This window comes from Methylobacterium sp. J-088 (assembly GCF_022829295.1).
GTDB lineage: Bacteria > Pseudomonadota > Alphaproteobacteria > Rhizobiales > Beijerinckiaceae > Methylobacterium.
The window spans coordinates 1-13,643 of the sequence record NZ_JAKSYH010000113.1 but is presented as its reverse complement, the minus strand read 5'-3'; the positions used below and the strand labels follow the sequence as shown (position 1 = coordinate 13,643).

Here is a 13,643-nt window from a genome sequence, read left to right as displayed (position 1 = left end):
TCAGCCCTCCCGTCCGCCGGGTTCCGAGGGCGGCGCGAGCCCGGCGAGGTAGGTGGTGCGCGGCCGCGTGTTCAGGTGGCCGAGCAGCGCGTATTCCCGGGGGTCCCGGCGGGCGGCCGAGACCTGGCTGCCCGGGTCGGCGACGTTGCCGAAGGTGATCGCCCGGGTCGGGCAGGCGCCCTGGCAGGCGGTCTCGACGGCGCCGTCCGGGATCGGGGCGTGGTCGTCCTTGGCGGACGCGATCCGCGCCGCCGTGATCCGCTGGATGCAGTAGGTGCACTTCTCCATCACGCCGCGGGCGCGGACCGTCACCTCGGGGTTGCGCTGCTGCTGCTCCACCGGGGTCATGCCACCGGTATAGTCGAGGTAGTTGAACCGGCGGACCTTGTAGGGGCAGTAGCTCTGGCAGGTCCGGGTCCCGACGCAGCGGTTGTAGACTTGCAGGTTCAGCCCTTCGCTATCGTGGAGCGTCGCCTCCACGGGGCAGCCGAGTTCGCAGGGCGCCTGCTCGCAATGCATGCAGGGCACCGGCTGGAAATGTGTGCTCGGCGCGTCGAGTTCGCCCGCGTAGTAGCGGTCGATCCGCAGCCAGCCCATCCAGCGCCCCAGCGCGACCTCCTCGCGGCCGACCACCGGGATGTTGTTCTCCGCCTGACAGGCGGTGACGCAGGCGTTGCAGCCGGTGCAGGCGTCGAGGTCGATCGCCATGCCCCATTGCGCCGCGACCCAGCGATCCTGGCTCTCCGGGGCTGCATAGAACGAGGCCGGACTCGGTGCGCCCTTCGGGTCGCCCACTGGCGCGGCGCCGAGCGCCTGCACGCGGACGAGATCCTGGCCCTCCATCGTGCCGAGGTGCTGGGTGGTGACCGGCACGCTCCGCCGCCCGGTCTTGGTCAGCTTTGCCCCGGAGAGCCGCCAGGACGCGCCGACCGGCCGCAGGGGTCCGGCATCGTAGCCGAGGCCGCGCGACAGGTGGTCCGGCACGTCCCGGCCGTAGCCCAGGGTGAGGGTCACCGTGTCGTCGGCCTGGCCCGGCAGGATCCAGGCCGGGCCCTCGACCGCGCGGCCCGCCGCCTCGATCCGCAGGACGTCGCCGGTGGCGAGGCCCTCGCGCTCGGCGAGCCGGGGGCTCACCGCGATCACGTTCTCCCAGACCACCTTGGTGAGCGGCTTGGGCAGTTCCTGAAGCCAGGCGAGGTCGGCATGGGCGCCGTCCCAGAGCGTGGGATCGGGGCGGAACAGCACCTCGAGCCCGCCGGCGGGCGGGGCAGGCGGGGGAGCAGGGGCGGCGTCCTGCGTCAGCGCCACGGTCTCGGCCGGCCGCGCGCTGTCCACCCAGAAGCCCCGGCGCAGGGCCTCCGAGAAGCGGGCCTCGAAGACGGCCTCGTCTTCTCCCTCGCTGCGCCAGCGCGCCTTGACGAGGGCCAGCGCGTCCTCGGCATCGTCACCACCCGACAGGAAGGCCAGCATCTGCGGCAGCGTCCGGCCGTTGTAGAGCGGCGCGATGGTCGGCTGGATCAGCCCCACGGTCCCGTCGAGGGAGCGGACGTCACCCCAGGATTCCAGCGGATGCGCGATCGGCAGGTGCCAGTCGGCGTGGGCACCGGTTTCGTCGTAGTAGAGCCCGGCATGGATCTTGAGCGGCACCCGCTCCATCCGGGCCGCGAAGTCGAGGGCGCCCGGCGCGTCGTAGACCGGGTTTGCGGCGAGCACGATCAGCGCCTTGACCGCGCCGCGCTCCATCGCCTCGGTCAGCTCCGCCAGCGTGCCGGCCCCCTGTTCCGCGGCGGGCTCGATGTGTCGCAGGGTCGCGCCGGTGTTGCCGAGCGCGCCGTTCAGGCGGTGGACCAGCGCGTGCAGATCCGGGCTCGCGGTCAGGCCCGCCGTGACGATCCCGGCACCCCGGGCCTCCGCGAGGGCCTTGCCGGCCTCCCGCGCCCAGCGGGCGACCGGATCGTCGCCCCCCGGCGCGGCACCGCCACCGGCCATGCCCAACAGATCGCGGGCGAGGTCCTCCAGGCGGCCGCCCGGGACCACGACGCCGTGATCGGCCTTGGCGCTGGTGAGCGTCGGGGTCGGGGCGGCGGCGTGGAGGGTCAGGAGGCGCCCGTCCGCGTAGGCGGCCCGCCGCGCATCGATCCAGCGCCGGGACAGCCCCACTTGGCCCGGCCCGAGATCCAGAAAATCGCCGTCGAGGGCCACGATGGTGCGCGCCCGGTCGAATACGGGCAGCGTCTCCAGCGGCCTTCCATAGGCCCGGCGGGCGCCCTCGTAGAGCCCGTCGCGCGGCGCGCCCGCGCCGACATGCCAGCGGAGCGCCGGGTAGGCAGCCCGCAGCCGGGCGATCTGCGCGGCCAGCGTGGGCGAGGTCACCGGGCCGGTGAGCAGGGCGATCCCCTCGCCCCGGTTCTCGCGCCACGCCGGCATCTGCGCCTGCAGATCCGATCGGAAGGCCGCCCAGGAACTCGGCCGGCCGAGATGCTGCACCGCCTGCGACCGGAACGGATCGTAGAGCCCGAGCACCGAGGCCTGGGCCATCACGTCCGTGCCGCCGCGGCTCCAGGGATGGTCGGGATTGCCCTCGATCTTCAGCGGTCGTCCGTTGCGGGTGGTGACCAGCACGCCGTTGCCGAACCCGTCGAAGACGGACGCGGACGCGTAGGCGAGGTCCGTCCCCGGCACGATCCGCTCGGGCTGGTTGACGTAGGGCACCTCGTAGTCGCGCCCGCCCCCGCTGCCACAGGCCGTGAGACCGCCGAGCGCGAACGAGGCCGCCATCAGCTTCAGGAAGCCGCGCCGCTCCGGCGCCGCGGCGAGCCGGGAGGCCGAAGGGAACTCGGCGGCGAGATAGGCGCGAAACTCCGGGCTGTCGGCCACGGCGTCGAGGCTGCGCCAGAAGCGCGGGCCGTCGCCGCGGCTGAGTTTTTCACGGAGGGTCGCGAGGTCGGAGGCGCCGGTCATCGGTGGCAGATCCCGCACTCGGTGAGCCGCGCGCCGCCGCGGATATGGTTCTGCGCGACCAGCTTCGGCCCCAGCGTCGCCTGATCGGCGGGCGGTTTCCAGGTCATGTTCCAGACCTGATCGGGGGTGCGCACGTACTTCTCCGGTGCCCGGTGGCAGTCCAGGCAGAACTTCATCTCGAAGGCGTTGGCCCGGTAGGTCATCTGCATCGACGTGACGTCGCCGTGGCAGGTCGAGCAACCGATCCCCTTCGTCACGTGCACGGAGTGGTTGTAGTAGACGTATTGCGGCAGCTTGTTCAGCCGCGTCCATTCCAGCGGCTTGTCCTGGCCGTAGCTGTCGCGCACCGGCTTGAGCATGTCCGAGCCGGTCCAGATCTGCGAGTGGCAGGTCATGCAGGTGTGGGTCGGCGGGATGCCGGCGGTGGCCTCCTTCTCGACCGTGGTGTGGCAGTAGCGGCAATCGATGCCGAGCTCGCCGGAATGGTGCTTGTGGCTGAACGGCACCGGCTGGGCCGGCGCCACGCCGACGCCCGTGACGTAGTTCGAGCGCACGATCCCGGCGGCCAGCACCGGCAGCCCGACCAGGCAGGCGACGCCGGTCATCAGCGCGAGCCGGTAGAGCGCGTCGGCGCCGGGGGTGAACAGCTGCGCCATCAGCCCTGCCCACGCCGGAGGGCGGTCGGGATGTCGCGCTCACTCCGGTCAAGCTCTCGCCGCAAGCCTTGCCTCACCCTCAGATCCCGATCGCGACCGGACCGCGCACCGCCCTGCACCACACGTCTAACCTAGAGCGCTTCCAGACGGGGGCTAGAACTTGGATCAGGCTGGCCGACATGTCGCACGGCCTCGGAACGCTTTCCGTGGCCGGCGCGAGGGCCTATGCCCATGCCGCTCGCGATGGGACGCCGCGGACGCCCCCCCGTTCCCCTCCGGAGACGCATGGAATCCGATCCTCTCCTCCTGACCTGGCGTGCCGCGCGGCGTCTGCACGGGGCCGCCGCGGCCCTCGCGGTCGGGGTCGGCGCGCCGCTCTGCGCGCTGGCCATCCTGTGCCTGCGCGACCTCGTCGCGGTGCTGCCCCGCGACGATGCGCCGACGCTCGCCTTCCTGCGCCTCGCCGTGCCCCTGCAGGGCCGCGAGCTCGTCCTGGCACCGGGCGTGCCGATGCGGGCGGCCGGGCTCGAACTCGCGGCGTTCCTGTGCATCGCCGCCTGCGCGGTGATCCTGGCGGGTCTCGGCTGGTGGGTGGCGCGCCTGTGCTTCAAGGCCCAGACCCGCGCCGCCGACGCGGTGCGCGAGGGTGTCCTGCGGGCGGTCCTCGACGCCCCGGCCGGGGCGCGGGACGAGGCGCGCAGCCTCGCCCGCCTCGTCGGCGAGGTGCTGGCGCGGGCCGACCGGCTGCTCGCGGCCGGCATCGTCCTGCCGGCGATGACGCTCGCCGCGCTGGTCCTGGCCCTGGGGTTCGCCGCCCTGGCGGCGCCCCGGCTGATCCCGGCCGCCGTGGTCGGCCTCGGGGCGGTCGGCCTCGCCTACGGGCTGGTGCTGGAACGGGCCCGGGACCGGCAGGATCTGCGCCTGCGCAGCAGCGTGCGGGCCGAGGAGAACCTGAACGACCTCGTGCGCCGCCTGCCGGCGGTGCGCAACCACGGGGCGGCCGCCCTGGAACGGACGCGCATCGCCGCCCGCGTGACGGCGATGCGCGGCACCGTCGCCCGCGCCGAGGCGCGGCTCGCCTATGCGCGGGCACCGGCCCTGGCGCTGGCGGTGATCCTGCCCGCGATCGCGATCGGCACGGCCCTGTGGCGGACGGCCGCTCCGGGGGCGCCCCCGGTGCCGCCGGTGGATCCGGCGGCTTTCCTGGCGGCGGTGGGCGCCTTCGGCCTCGCGGGCTGGCTCGCCGCCGCCTGCGCGCGCCTCTGGACGGTGCGCCGCGCCGTGCGTCCGCGCTTGCGCGACCTCGCCCGCATCGTCGCGTCCCTCGAAGGCCGGCGGGCGCGGCCCGGCGCGCCCGTGCCGCTGCCCCGCTCGGGCCTCCTCGCGACCCAGGGGGTCGGCGCCTTCGATCCGGCCACCGGCGAGCGGCTGACCGGCGTCGATGTGGCGATCTCCATGCCGGGCCACGTGGCGATCACCGGCACCCGGGGCAGCGGCGCCCGGGCGCTGGCGGCGGTGCTCGCCGGACAGGTCGAGCCGACCGCCGGCACCGTCACCTATGCGGGCACGGACCTGCGCGGCTTCGATTCCGCCGAGCGCGCCCGCCGCATCGCCTTCGCGGCCGGCGAGGCGATCCTGATGGCGGGCTCGCTGCGCCAGAACCTGCTCTACGGCACCGACCCGACCCGGGCGCCCGACGACATCGCCCTCGTGGGACTCTGCCGGCTGACCGGGCTCGACGGCTTCGTGTATGCCCGCGGCCTGACCGGACGGCTCGATCCCGCGGCCCGGCCGCGGCTCGCGGCGGCGATCGTCTCGGCCCGCCGGACCATGCGGCAGGCGCTGGCCACCAAGGGGGCCGAGCGCCTCATCGAGCCGTTCGACCCCGATCGCTACAACCATCAGGCCAGCATCGGCGAGAACATCCTGTTCGGCGAGCCGGTGGGCGGTGCCTTCGCGCCCCTGCGCTTCGCCCGGCACCCCTACCTGCGGGCGGTGCTGGAGGCCGAGGGGCTGGTGCGGGCCCTGACCGAGATCGGCCTGTCGGTCGCCCGCAGCACCGTGGAGATCTTCGCCGACCTGCCGAACGATCATCCGCTGTTCGACGCCTACTCGCTGTTCCAGGCCGCGGAGCGGGGCTATTTCGAGGACCTCGTGGTGCGCCTGCCCGATGCCGGGGGCCTGCGCCGGGGGCCCGCGGGCCAGCGCGACCGGATGCGGCTGATCGGGCTCGCCCTGCGCTACAGCGAAACGCGCCATCGCTTCGGCCTGATCGACACGGCCTTCGAGGAGCGGCTGGTCCAGGCCCGGCGCTCCTTCGCGCGGATGCTGCCGGCCCATCTCGCCGGCGCGGTGGAGTTCCACGATCCCGGCCGGGTCAACCCGGCCGCGAGCCTCCAGGAGAACCTGCTGTTCGGCCGGATCAGCCTGGGCGAGGCCAATGCCGAGCCGCGGGTGCGGGCGCTGGTGCGGCGCGTGCTCGCCGAGGAGGGCCTGGAGGCCGCGGTCTACGAACTCGGCCTCGACAGCAAGGTCGAGATCCAGCCGAGCACCGGCGCCCTGGCGGACGGGGCGATCAACGCCCGGGAGCGGATGGCGATCGAGCTGGTCCGTTGCCTTGCCCGCGAGCCCGATATCCTGGTCGTCGCGATCGCCGCCGACGAGCGCAAGGAGGGGCTGAGCGACCGCCTTGCCGGGCTGCGTCAGGTGCGGGCCGGGCGCGGCCTGATCGTCTGCCTGCCCGGGGCCGCCGTGTTGGACGGGATCGCCCCGTTCGACGCGGTGATCGCGGTGGAGAACAGCGCCGTGGTGGCGCCCGAGCCGGTGAACGCGGAGGCGGAACCGGCGCCGGTGGCGTGAGCGGCCATTGGTCGCGAAGGTGGCCAGACGCCCAGCGCGCCCGATCTGCCCAAGGGTGCCCGCGCGGACCGAAGGACGGCCGCGGGGCTAAGGAGATCCCCATGAGAGTGTCGGTTCTGGCGGTCCTGGCGGCACTGACCGCGCCCGTCGCCACGGCCCAGGCGGGCGACGCGACCCTGGCCAGCGCAGGCAACTGGGACCTGAAGCGGTCGGACAGCGATGCGACGCGCGAGGACGCGTGCCTTCTGACGCCGAAGACACCGTCACGGATCCAGGTGACCAGGGACAAGCTCGTGGTCACCGGACTGCCGAAAAACGCGATCTTCAATTATCAGTACAGAATCGACGACAAGCCCGCCTCGACACCGGCGTTTCCGCCCAGCACCATGCAGAGCGAAGGTCTCATCGCCCTTGATGGCGATGCGCTGACGGAGATTTTAAACGGCCGGCGATTTCAGATCCGCATCCTCGATAAATGGCACGAGGCGATCACGGAGGACGTCGATCTGTCCGGCCTGAAAGACCTGCACGGGAAGCTGGCCCAGGCCTGCACATAGAGCCCCTACGCGACCGCCGGAGCGGCCGCCGCGACGCGCCGAGGGCATGCCTCACGGCCCCACGCCGCGTCGTTCAGGGCTCAGTGCGGCATGAGCTGAGGGATGGCCTTCCGCAGACGCCCATAGCCCCGGGTGGCCAGGGGCCAAGCGGCCTCGTCCCAGGCGCGGCGAACCCGCAGGCAGCCGGCCGGCAGCGCATCGGCGGAGGGCCCGACCGGGGCCCAGGCCGTCACCGTCGGACAGCCCGCATCCCAGTCGGCCGGGACCAGGGTCGCCGGACAGTCGAAATGCGCTGCGGCCCGCGTCAGTGCGTCGGCCATCGCAGCCCGATCGGCCTCCCGCACCCGGTCCGAGGCGTCCGGCGCATGGACGACGAGGCCGCCGACCCGGACGATCCTGGCGTCGCCGAGCGGAAGGCTTTCCGGGTTCAGGTCATCGAGATGCAGCAGCAGTGCGACGTCGCCGGCCGGCGCCGCGTCGGCCCGCTTGATCGGGACCTCCCGCGGCGGCGTGGCCTCGTCCAGGGGGTCCGGATATTCGTCGAGGCCGACGGGGTCGAAGCGGCTGTCGGTGTACCGCCGGATGTTCTCGGCCCGGGCGACATAGTGCTTGCCGCGCGTGTGCAGGCCGGCCACCCAGCGCCACGACAGGGTGTTGCTCGCCGGATCGCCGTCGATCAGATGCGCCATGAAGAACGCGGCTCCGAGCGCCCAGGGCAGGCGCAGGGTGAAGATCCAGATCGAGGCGAACCACATCCGGGTGTGGTTGTGCAGCCAGCCCGTCTCGACGAGGTCCGCGACCCAGTCGTCGAACCCGTCGATGCCGGTCCGGCCCGCGATGGCGGCCTCGTAGGTGCGGCGCAGCCCCGGCTCAGTGGCCAGCCGCCTGCGGTCCGCCGCGGCCAACGCCAGGAATCCGGTCCAGGCCTCGGGGTGGGTCTCGAGGTGACCCTTGAAGTAGGTCCGCCAGAACACCTCGGACACGAATTTTTCGGCGCCCCCGTCGCCGAACGCGCGATCGGCCGCGGCCACCACCTCGGCCTCGGTGATCAGCCTCCGGCGCAGGTAGGGCGAGAGCGCCGATGTCGTCGGCGCCGCGTCCGGTCCGCGGTCGGTGTTGCGGGCACCGGCATAGGCAAGGCCCGCCTGCGCGAGAAAAGCGGACAGCCGGTCAAGCGCGACGTCGCGGGTCATGGGACGGGTCATGGGAAAGGTGCGATCCATGCCGGCGAGTTAGGGCGGGTTTCCACCTCGCCGATGCGACCCATTTCCTGGACGGCGCTCGGATCCGCGTCAGGTCTGCGTTGGCGGGACCCCCCTGGAATCGTCCCGGTCCACAGCCTCACCGCCGCCGCAATACTCCGTCAGGTCGGGAATCCGGTCCGCTCGGCGCCACCCCGGCCGATCCAGCCCGGACGGTTCATGTCTCGAACGCCCTCGATCATCCGCGCTGCCGGCCTCGTCCTCCTGGCGCTCTCCGGCCCTGCCGCAGCCCAGGCCGGCAAGGCCGAGGCGCCGATCCCGGCCGCGACCCTCGCGCTGATGGCCCAGAAGGGCGTCACCGCCGCGTCGCCCGTGCTGTTCCGGGCCTACAAGAAGGAATCGGAGATCGAGGTCTGGAAGAAGGGCCCGTCCGGCTACGTCTTCATCAAGACCTTCCCGATCTGCCGCTGGTCCGGCCAGCTCGGCCCCAAGCGCAAGAGCGGCGACCGGCAGACCCCGGAGGGGTTCTACACGGTGCCCCGGCACCAGATGAACCCGAACTCGCACTATTACCTGTCGTTCGACGTCGGTTATCCGAACGCCTACGACCGGGCCCATGGCGGCACCGGATCCGCCGTGATGGTCCACGGCATCTGCTCGTCGATGGGCTGCTTCGCCATGACCGACGGCACGGTCGGCGAGATCTACGCCATCGCCCGCGACGCGCTGAAGGGCGGGCAGGCGGCGTTCCAGTTCCAGTCCTACCCGTTCCGGATGACCGCCGAGGCCATGGCCCGCCACCGGACCGACCCGAACTTCGCCTTCTGGCGCGAGCTCAAGACCGGGTCCGACCGGTTCGAGGCGAGCCGCGAGGAGCTTCAGGTCTCGGTGGTCGCCGGGCGCTACGCCTTCGCGCCGTCCAGGAATCCCGCGGTCGAGGCGGCCGTGGCGACCCGCCAGGCCGTCGAGGAAGCCCGGATCGCGGCGCTCGCCGAGGCGGGGGAGCCGGCCGTGCGCACCACCTATTCCGACGGCGGGCAGAACGCCTTCTGGGCGGCCTACACGGCCCGGGGCGGGGCGGTCGGCGACGTCAGCCGGCCGGAGGCCCTGGCCTTCGCGGGGCAGGAGGTGGTGATCGTGCCCGGTCACCGCGCCGCGCGCCCGGTCCCGGAGGCGGTCTGGAGCACCTGGGCGGCGGGCTCCGCCCTGTCGCCCCGGCGGATGGCCGGCTTCGTCCCGGTCTACGAGCGCGCCGCGGATCCGTTCGGGGCGCTCGCCGGCCCGATCCCGACCCGCTACGGCGACGGCCTGCCCTCCTGGCTCACCGCAGGCCTCGGCGGACTCACCCTCGGCCACGCGCATCCGTTCGGTTCGACCTCGGGCCTCATCGCGTCGGCCGAGACCCCGTGAGGCATGCGGGAGCCCGCCGCCCCGGCCCATCCGTGTGCGCAGACGCACATCACGGGGGCGTGCGGCCCACCAATTCATGGTACGGCAGGGGCCGCACGGTACTCTCGAACCGTCGGCCTGCCGTAATCTTTGCCCTCTTCCCGGAACGGCGACGGGGTCTCGATCGTAACGGATCGGGATCGACGTCCGCAGATTCGTGATCGCCATGTCCAATACGTATGGGCCGACCGTCCCGGCGGCCAATCAGGACCTCGTACTGCGCTTCTGGGGCGTCCGCGGCTCGACCCCGGTCAGCGGCCCCCAGTATGTCGAGTTCGGCGGCAGCACGCCCTGCCTGGAGGTCCGTTGCGGGCAGCGGATGTTCATCGTCGATGCGGGCTCGGGCCTCTACAACCTCGGACAGGGCCACCGGACCGACCTGCCGCAGGAAGTCGACCTGCTGTTCAGCCACCTGCACCTCGACCACACGGCGGGTCTGCCGTTCTTCAAGCCCGCGGTTCTGGACTGCAACCGGGTGATCAACACCTATTGCGGCAATCTCGGCGGCGAATCGGCGGGCCCGACCCTCGACCGGCTGTTCGCGCCGCCGCTCTTCCCGGTTACGCTCGACAAGCTGTGCTGCACCTTCAACCATCACGGGTTCGAGGCGGGCCAGACCCTGACCTTCCCGGACGGGACGCGGGTCGACACGATCGCGCTGAACCATCCGCAGGGCTCGGTGGGCTATCGGTTCGAACATGGCGGCCGCCGCCTGTGCCTGATCAGCGACATCGAGCACAGCGATCCCTGGCCGGACCCGGCGCTCGCGGAGTTCGTCGCCGGGGCCGACCTGATGGTCTACGACGGCATGTTCACGGACGGCGAATACCCGACCTGCCGGGGCTGGGGCCATTCCACGTGGCAGAAGGGCGTCGAGCTGGCGCAGGTGGCGGGGGTGAAGGCGCTGGCCATCATCCACCTGCACCCCGCCCATTCCGACACGGCGTTGCGCGACATGGAGGCCGACCTTCAGGCCGAGATGCCGACCGCCTTCATCGCCCGCGAATCCCAGAGCATCACGGTCGGTGCCCCCCGCACCGTGAGCCGCCGGGCGAGCGGCCGGCCGGCCGTGGCGCGCGAGGTGCGCCGCCGGGTCAAGGTCGCCTGAGCAGGGCGCAGGCGGAGCGGGCTCGGGCCGCTCAGCGGGCCAGGGAACGGGCCTTGCGCGCCCGGTTGAACCGGCCGAACCCGAACAGCACGAACAGGGCGACGCCGATGGTCAGGATGCTCCAGCCGTAATTGCTGACGAGCTGGGCGTCGATCGGATGGCCGATCCAGCCGAGGGCGACGAGCAGGCCGAGGACGGCGATCGCCGCGGAGACGAACATTCCTACAATCATCGCACTCTCCGGCGGACGCGACCGCGCCGGCCGATGCGGCGCGAGACCGTGAGAATGCGCGGGACCGGCGGCCGTTCCGTCCCAGGATCGGGGCTGCCCGGCGTCAGAAGCGCCGCAAACCGCGATCTTCGCGCGGCGCCTGATTGCAACGCCCTCGGCCCCCGCTCTAAGTAGGCCCCGTTATGGCGCCCCGGGGCGCGCGGAGCCCGAGACCACGGCGATGACCGGCCCAGACACCATCAACACGACCGCGAGCGCGGACACGCCCCGGGACAGCGGAGCCGCCGTCCCGGCGACTTCGGGCCCCCTGCGCCCGCAGGATCAGCTCGTGACGATCTACGGCGGCTCCGGGTTCCTGGGGCGGCACGTCGTGCGGGCGCTGGCCAAGCGCGGCTACCGGATCCGCGTCGCGGTGCGGCGGCCGGATCTGGCGCTGTTCCTGCAGCCCCTGGGGCAGGTCAACCAGATCGTGGCCGTCCAGGCGAATCTGCGCTACCCCGACTCGGTGACCCGCGCGGCCGAGCGTGCGGACGTGCTGATCAACCTCGTCGGCATCCTGCAGGAGACCGGCTCCCAGAGTTTCGCGCGCCTGCAGGTCGAGGGGGCCGAGGCGATCGCCCGCGCGGCGGCCCGGCAGGGCGCCCGGATGATCCACGTCTCGGCGATCGGGGCGGATCCGGCCTCGCCGTCGCACTACGCCCGCACCAAGGCCGAGGGCGAGGCCAAGGTCTTCGCCGCCTGCCCGGACGCGGTGGTGATCCGGCCGTCGCTGATCTTCGGGCCGGGCGACGGCTTCTTCAACCGCTTCGCCGGGCTGGCCCGGGCGCTCCCGGTCCTGCCGCTGGCGGGCGGGCAGTCGCGCTTCCAGCCGGCCTTCGTGGGCGATGTCGCCGAGGCGATCGCCCGCGCGGTCGACGGCACGTTGGCGCGCGGCAAGGTCTACGAACTCGGCGGCCCGGAGGTCGGCACGCTGGAGCATTTCGTGCGCTACATGCTGAAGACGATCCGGCGCAAACGCGTCGTGGTCGACCTGCCGCTGCCGGCGGCCAAGCTCCAGGCCCGCCTGCTGGAGATCGCCGACACGCTCACCTTCGGCCTGCTGCCCGACACGCTCAAGCTCACCCGCGATCAGGTGATCCTGCTCCAGAACGACAACGTCGTCTCGGAGGCCGCCAAGGCCGAGGGCCGGACCTTCGAGGGGATGGGGATCATCCCGACCGCCGCCGAGGCGGTGGTGCCGGGCTACCTCTGGACCTACCGGAAGGCCGGCCAGTTCTCCACGGAGCGGGACGAGGAGCACCTGTCCGAGGTGCCCGATTCGATCGCGCCGCGGCCCCTGGCGGCCAGCTCCCAGCACCGGCCGCAGACCGCCTCGGGCCCGGCGATCGGCGCCGATGCGGGAAGCTCTCCGGGGGCCGGCATGGGCGTGCGCTGGGGGACCCGGAAGCCGAGCTAGATGGTGAGCCACATCCGCACCCGCGCCGCCACGGCCTGGACGTGAGGCGCATCCTCGTCACCGGGGCCGCCGGCTTCGTGGGCGGGCACGTCCTGCCGCTCCTGGCGGCGGCGGGCGACCGCGTGGCGGGGATCGGGCGGGGGCCTGCGCCCCGGCTGCCGGAGGGCGTCACCTACGAGACCGTGGATCTCCTCGACGAGGCGGCAATCCGCGGCTTCGTGGACCGGTTCCGGCCGACCGAAATCCTGCACCTCGCGGGTCTCGCCTCGGTGGCCGATTCCGCCAGCGGACCCGGGCAGACGTGGCGGGTGAACGTCAACGGGCTGATGAACCTCGTCGCCGCCGTCGAATCCGTACCGGGCTGCACGTTCTTCGACGTCAGCTCCGGCGAGGTCTACGGCAGCGCCTTCCTGGCCGGGCACGCGCTGAGCGAGGCGGCCGAGCCGCTGCCGCGCAACACCTATGCCCGGTCGAAATGGGTCGGCGAGCAGCTGCTGCGCGACCTGCTGCCCCGGATCGGCGTGAAGCTCGTGGTGCTGCGGCCGTTCAACCATATCGGCCCGGGCCAAGACGAACGCTTCGTGGTGGCGTCCTTCGCGGGGCAGATCGCCCGGATCGAGGCCGGCCTGGTGCCGCCCTGCCTGGAGGTCGGCAACCTCTCCTCGTACCGCGACTTCCTGGACGTGGCGGACGTGGCGCAGGCCTATGCCGACCTGATCGGCCAATCGGACGCGCTGAGGGACGGCAGCGTGTTCAACATCAGCTCCGGTGTGCCGCGCACGATCGCCAGCGTGCTGGAGGATCTGCGCGCCCGGGCGCGGGTGCCGTTCGAGATCCGGGTCGCCCCCGAGCGGGTGCGCCCGACCGAGATCCCCGTGGCGGCCGGCGATGCCGGGCTTTTGCGCGCCATGACCGGCTGGCGGCCACGGATCGCCTGGGACGCCGCCGTGAACCGGGTGCTGGACGACGCGCGGGCGCGGCTGGCGACCGCTCACACCTCTCAAGCTTGAGCGCGGGTTCCCCTCGCCCACCACGCTGGCGCGCAGTCCGCAAGCCCCAGATGGGGGCGGGCGGGAGACGCGCCTCGGCACCTCCTACCGCACCACCCCCTTAACCCGCAGCGCGTCCTGCGCCTCCGCCGGATACGCCAGCTGCTCCGCCAG

The 13,643-nt window shown here is 72.7% G+C and carries 10 protein-coding genes; 6 read left to right on the top strand and 4 right to left on the bottom strand.

All coding sequences use genetic code 11. The features are described 5' to 3' along the window. Together MKK63_RS11985 and MKK63_RS11980 are read right to left on the bottom strand one after the other, a co-directional pair. Complete coding sequence (locus MKK63_RS11985) at window positions 1–2,961, bottom strand: TAT-variant-translocated molybdopterin oxidoreductase (RefSeq protein ID WP_244001920.1); 2,961 nt, start codon at window positions 2,959–2,961, stop codon at window positions 1–3. Further along, on the bottom strand, window positions 2,958–3,617 hold the full coding sequence (locus MKK63_RS11980) for a cytochrome c3 family protein (protein ID WP_244001918.1): 660 nt from the start codon (window positions 3,615–3,617) through the stop codon (window positions 2,958–2,960). The genes MKK63_RS11985 and MKK63_RS11980 overlap by 4 nt, the downstream gene beginning before the upstream one ends. Window positions 3,618–3,902: 285 nt before the next feature. Here MKK63_RS11980 and MKK63_RS11975 point away from each other — a divergent pair, with 285 nt between their 5' ends. Both MKK63_RS11975 and MKK63_RS11970 read left to right on the top strand, forming a co-directional pair. Then, entirely contained in the window at window positions 3,903–6,476 is a 2,574-nt protein-coding gene (locus MKK63_RS11975; RefSeq protein ID WP_244001916.1) for an ABC transporter ATP-binding protein, read from the top strand. A gap of 101 nt (window positions 6,477–6,577) precedes the next feature. Next, window positions 6,578–7,033 (top strand): hypothetical protein, encoded by a 456-nt coding sequence (locus MKK63_RS11970; RefSeq protein WP_244001914.1) that lies wholly within the window; start codon window positions 6,578–6,580, stop codon window positions 7,031–7,033. Window positions 7,034–7,113: 80 nt separating this feature from the next. Here MKK63_RS11970 and MKK63_RS11965 read toward each other — a convergent pair whose 3' ends face one another. Next, window positions 7,114–8,238, bottom strand: coding sequence for an FAD-binding domain-containing protein (locus MKK63_RS11965; protein ID WP_313901764.1), 1,125 nt, complete (start codon window positions 8,236–8,238; stop codon window positions 7,114–7,116). A gap of 216 nt (window positions 8,239–8,454) precedes the next feature. Between MKK63_RS11965 and MKK63_RS11960 the strand changes: the two genes are divergently transcribed. Beyond that, a complete protein-coding gene (locus MKK63_RS11960) occupies window positions 8,455–9,645 on the top strand; it encodes a murein L,D-transpeptidase family protein (protein ID WP_244001912.1) in 1,191 nt (396 codons plus the stop codon). 205 nt (window positions 9,646–9,850) lie between these two features. Further along, window positions 9,851–10,792 carry an MBL fold metallo-hydrolase gene (locus tag MKK63_RS11955; RefSeq protein ID WP_244001910.1) on the top strand — a complete coding sequence of 314 codons (942 nt, stop codon included), beginning with the start codon at window positions 9,851–9,853 and terminating at the stop codon, window positions 10,790–10,792. Between the two features lie 31 nt (window positions 10,793–10,823). Here MKK63_RS11955 and MKK63_RS11950 read toward each other — a convergent pair whose 3' ends face one another. Then, window positions 10,824–11,024 (bottom strand): hypothetical protein, encoded by a 201-nt coding sequence (locus tag MKK63_RS11950; RefSeq protein WP_244001908.1) that lies wholly within the window; start codon window positions 11,022–11,024, stop codon window positions 10,824–10,826. Window positions 11,025–11,244: 220 nt separating this feature from the next. Here MKK63_RS11950 and MKK63_RS11945 point away from each other — a divergent pair, with 220 nt between their 5' ends. Then, complete coding sequence (locus tag MKK63_RS11945) at window positions 11,245–12,480, top strand: complex I NDUFA9 subunit family protein (RefSeq protein WP_244001906.1); 1,236 nt, start codon at window positions 11,245–11,247, stop codon at window positions 12,478–12,480. 41 nt (window positions 12,481–12,521) lie between these two features. Then, complete coding sequence (locus MKK63_RS11940) at window positions 12,522–13,490, top strand: GDP-mannose 4,6-dehydratase (protein WP_244001903.1); 969 nt, start codon at window positions 12,522–12,524, stop codon at window positions 13,488–13,490. Window positions 13,491–13,643: the final 153 nt, after the last annotated feature.